1 protein-coding gene is annotated in these 5,002 nt (G+C 73.3%); it reads left to right on the top strand.

Annotation, left to right across the window (positions count from 1 at the left end):
* On the top strand, positions 1–5,002 hold a 5,002-nt coding region (locus tag IEJ02_RS47360; protein ID WP_370467274.1), incomplete at both ends, for a type I polyketide synthase.

Raw genomic sequence — 5,002 nt, 5'->3', positions numbered from 1 at the left:
CCGACACGGCGCACCACGCCACCACCCAGGCGCTGAGCCTGCTGCAGCAATGGCTGGCTGACGACCGCTTCACCAACTCGCGCCTGGTCGTGCTGACCTCGGGTGCCGTGGCCGCCGGTACGGATGAGCCGGTCGCCGACCTGGCCCATGCCGCCGTCTGGGGCCTGGTGCGCTCGGCCGAGTCGGAGAACCCCGGCCGGTTCGTCCTCGTCGACGTCGACAGCGCCGCCGATTCGCTGGCGGCGGTGCCGGATGCGCTGGCGTCGGGCGAACCGCAGGTGGCTGTGCGGGACGGGGTGCTGCGGGCGCCGCGTCTGGCGCGGGCCGCCGCTGCGGCCGCCGGGGACGATGCGCCGGAGTTCGACGCCGAGGGCACGGTGCTGGTCACCGGTGCGAGTGGCACGCTGGGCGCTCTGTTCGCCCGCCACCTGGTGGCGGAGCGTGGCGTACGGCATCTGCTGCTGGTGAGCCGTCGTGGCGAGCAGGCGCCGGGTGCGGAAGAACTCACGGCCGAACTGGCCGAGTTGGGAGCCGAGGCGCGCTGGGCGGCCTGCGATGTCGCCGATCGTGACGCGCTGGCCGAGGCGCTTGGGGCGATTCCGGCGGAGCACCCGCTGACGGGCGTGGTGCACACGGCCGGTGTGCTGGACGACGGTGTGATCGGTTCGCTGACACCGGAGCGCATGGCCAAGGTACTGCGTCCGAAGGTGGACGCGGCCTGGAACCTGCACGAGCTCACCCGCGAGCTCGACCTGTCGGCGTTCGTGCTCTTCTCCTCCGCCGCCGGTGTCTTCGGCGCCGCCGGACAGGGCAACTACGCCGCCGCCAACGCCTACCTGGACGCCCTCGCCCAGCACCGCCGGGCCCATGGCCTGCCCGCCACCTCGCTGGCCTGGGGCCTGTGGGCCGCCGAATCCGGTGGTATGGCCGGTGAGCTGGACCAGGCCGATGTGTCCCGGATGAGCCGGGGCGGTGTCGCCGCGCTCGCCGCCGACGAGGGCAAGGCGCTGTTCGACGCGGCCGGACGGGCGGGCGAGGCGCTGCTCGTCCCGGTGCGTCTCGACCTGGCGGCGGCACGGGCCGAGGCGGCGTCCACCGGAGTGGTGGCCCCGCTGATGTCCGGGCTGGTGCGGGTCCCGGCGCGGCGTACGGCGGAGGGCGCCGCCGGAACGGGCGCCCTGGCGCAGCGGCTGGCCCGCCTGAACGCGGCCGAGCAGCTGGAGACGGTGCTGGAGCTGGTCCGTACCCAGGTCGCCGCCGTCCTCGGCTATGCGACCGCCGACTCCGTGGACCCCGACCGGGCCTTCCGCGACCTGGGCTTCGACTCGCTGACCGCCGTCGAACTGCGCAACCGCATGAACGCGGTCACCGGGCTGCGACTCCCCGCCACCCTGGTCTTCGACTACCCGACCTCCCTCGTCCTGGCCGAACACCTCCGGGACGAACTCGCGGGCACCCACGCCCAGTCGGGCCTGCCGGTGTCGACCGTGGGCGCGCTCGACGACGAGCCGATCGCCATCGTGGGCATGAGCTGCCGCTTCCCGGGTGGGGTGCGCACCCCCGAGGACCTGTGGCGGCTGCTGTCCTCCGGGCAGGACGCGATCTCCGGCTTCCCCGTGGACCGTGGCTGGGACCTGGACGCGCTCTACCACCCGGACCCGGAGCACCCCGGCACCTCGTACACCCGCGAGGGCGGTTTCCTCCACGACGCCGCCGACTTCGACCCCACCTTCTTCGGGATCTCGCCGCGCGAGGCCGTCGCCACCGATCCGCAGCAGCGGCTGCTGCTGGAGACGTCGTGGGAGGCGTTCGAGCGCGCGGGCATCGACCCGACCACGCTGCGCGGCAGCCGCACCGGTGTGTTCGCGGGCGTCATGTACCACGACTACGCCACGCTCGTGGAACAGGCCCCGGACGGCGGCGGCGAGGGCGCGATCGGCTCCGGCAGCACGGGCTCCATCGCCTCCGGCCGCGTCGCCTACGCCCTCGGCCTGGAAGGCCCGGCCGTCACCGTGGACACGGCGTGTTCGTCGTCGCTGGTGGCGCTGCACTGGGCGATGCAGGCGCTGCGCTCGGGCGAGTGCACGATGGCGCTGGCCGGTGGTGTCACGGTGATGGCCACCCCCGGCACGTTCGTCGGCTTCAGCCGCCAGGGCGGCCTGTCCGCCGACGGCCGCTGCAAGGCGTTCTCGGCGGACGCGGACGGCACCGGCTGGGCCGAGGGCGCGGGCATGCTGCTGGTCGAGCGGCTGTCGGACGCGCGCAGGAACGGCCACCCGGTGCGGGCGGTGGTGCGCGGCAGCGCCGTGAACCAGGACGGTGCGTCCAATGGCCTGACGGCGCCGAACGGCCCGTCCCAGCAGCGTGTCATCCGGCAGGCGCTGGCCGCCGCCGGGCTGTCGGCCGGCGATGTGGACGCGGTCGAGGCGCACGGCACGGGCACGACGCTGGGCGACCCGATCGAGGCACAGGCGCTGCTGGCCACCTACGGCCAGGAGCGGGACGCCGAGCGGCCGTTGCTGCTCGGCTCCATCAAGTCGAACATGGGCCACACGCAGGCCGCCGCCGGTGTCGCGGGCATCATGAAGATGGTCCTCGCCATGCGGCACGGGGTGCTGCCGAAGACCCTCCACGCGGATGAGCCGTCGCCGCATGTGGACTGGTCGGCGGGGGCCGTCTCGCTGCTGACCGAGCAGGCGGAATGGCCGGAGACCGGCCGTCCGCGCCGCGCGGGTGTGTCGTCGTTCGGCATCAGCGGCACGAATGTGCACACGATCATCGAGCAGGCGCCGGTGGTGGCGGAGGAGGCTCCGGCGGCTCCCTCCGGTGCTGTGGCTCCGGGTGTGGTGCCGTGGGTGCTGTCCGGCCGCAGCGCGGCCGCCCTGCGGGCCCAGGCCGAGCGGCTGGCCGCCCATGCGGCGGACCGGCCCGAGCTGGGCGCGGTCGACCTGGGCTACTCGCTGGCGACCGGCCGATCGGCGTTCGACCACCGTGCGGTGGTGGTGGCCGGGGACCGGGAGGGGCTGCTGACGGCTCTGGGGGCGCTGGCCGAGGGACGTCGCGCGGCGGCGCTCGTCCAGGGTTCGGTGGCCGGTGGCAAGGTGGCGTTCCTGTTCACGGGGCAGGGGAGTCAGCGGCTGGGGATGGGGCGTGAGCTGTACGACGCCTATCCGGTGTTCGCGGAGGCGCTGGATGAGGTGTGTGCGGAGCTGGATCCGCATCTTGAGCGTCCGCTGCGGGATGTGGTGTTCGGGGATGACGCCGAGGCGCTGGACCAGACGGGGTTCACTCAGCCCGCGTTGTTCGCGGTCGAGGTGGCGCTGTTCCGGCTGGTCGAGGCGTGGGGTCTGAAGGCGGACTTCCTGTCCGGGCATTCGATCGGTGAGCTGGCCGCCGCGCATGTGGCGGGTGTGTTGTCGCTGGCGGACGCGGCGCGGTTGGTCGCGGCGCGTGGCCGCCTGATGCAGGAGCTTCCGGCGGGTGGCGCGATGATCGCGGTGCAGGCGTCGGAGGACGAGGTGGCGCCGCTGCTGACCGAGCGCGTGTCCATCGCCGCGCTCAACGGGCCGACGTCGGTGGTCATCGCGGGTGATGAGGACGCGGCACTGGAGATCGCGGCGGGATTCGAGGCGCAGGGCCGCAAGACCAAGCAGCTCACGGTCAGCCACGCGTTCCATTCGCCGCGTATGGACGGGATGCTGGAGGCGTTCCGTGAGGTGGCGCAGGGGTTGTCGTACGAGGCCCCGCGTATCCCGATCGTGTCCAACCTGACGGGCGAGCTGGTCTCCGCCGAGGAGATCACGACGGCCGACTTCTGGGTGCGCCACGTCCGCGAGGCCGTGCGCTTCCTCGACGGCGTCCGGACCCTGGAAGCCCAGGGCGTCTCCACGTTTGTCGAGCTGGGCCCCGACGGTGTGCTCACCGCGATGGCGCAGCAGTGTGTCACCGGTGAGGACGCCGCGTTCGTCTCGGCCCTGCGCAAGGGCAGGGCCGAGGCCGAGACGCTGACGAAGGTCCTCGCGCGCGCCCATGTGCGCGGCGTGGCGGTGGACTGGGCGGCCGTCTTCGCCGGTACGGGCGCGGCTCGGGTGGAGCTGCCCACGTACGCCTTCCAGTACGCGCGCTACTGGCCCGAGCTCCCGGCCGTCGTGGGCGGTACGGCAGGGCTGGGCCTGGCGACCGTTGACCATCCGCTGGTCGGGGCCGCCGTGCCGCTCGCCGGTGGCGAGGGGCTGCTGCTCACGGGCCGCCTGGGACTCGACACGCATCCGTGGCTGGCCGACCACGCCGTGATGGGCTCGGTGCTGCTGCCGGGTACGGCCTTCGTGGAGCTGGCGGTTCGCGCGGGTGACCAGGTCGGCTGTGATCTGCTGGAGGAGTTGACGCTGGAGGCGCCGCTGGTGCTTCCGGAGGTGGGCGGTGTCCAGCTTCAGCTGTCGGTGGGTGCGCCGGACGGTTCCGGCCGTCGTGCGTTCGAGGTGTACTCGCGGTTCGAGGATGCGCCCGCCGATGAGCCGTGGCTGCGCCATGCCTCGGGCGCGCTCGTGGAGGGCGCGTCGGCGGCGTCGTTCGACCTGGGCGTATGGCCTCCGGCCGGTGCGACGCCGGTTGAGCTGGACGGTCTCTACGAGGGCATGGCGGGCCTGGGGCTTGCCTATGGCCCGGTGTTCCAGGGGCTGAGGTCCGCCTGGCGGGTCGGTGACGAGGTCTACGCGGAGTTGGAGCTGCCGGAGGGGGCGAGGGCCGAGGCGGGTGCGTTTGGTCTGCATCCGGCGCTGCTGGATTCCGCGCTGCATGCGGTGGGGTTGGGCGGTTTGATCGAGGGTGAGGGCGGGGCGCGGTTGCCGTTCTCGTGGTCTGGTGTGTCGTTGCACGCGGTGGGTGCTTCGGTGCTGCGGGTGCGGTTGTCGGCGGCTGGTGCGGATGCGGTGTCGCTGGCGGTGGCGGATGGCGCCGGGCGTGCGGTGTTGTCGGTGGATTCGCTGGTGTTGCGGCCGGTGTC

The sequence above is a fragment of the Streptomyces sp. 5-10 genome, assembly GCF_014712245.1.
GTDB classification, from domain to species: Bacteria; Actinomycetota; Actinomycetes; order Streptomycetales; family Streptomycetaceae; genus Streptomyces; species Streptomyces violaceusniger.
This window is presented reverse-complemented; position numbering and strand designations above follow the sequence as displayed.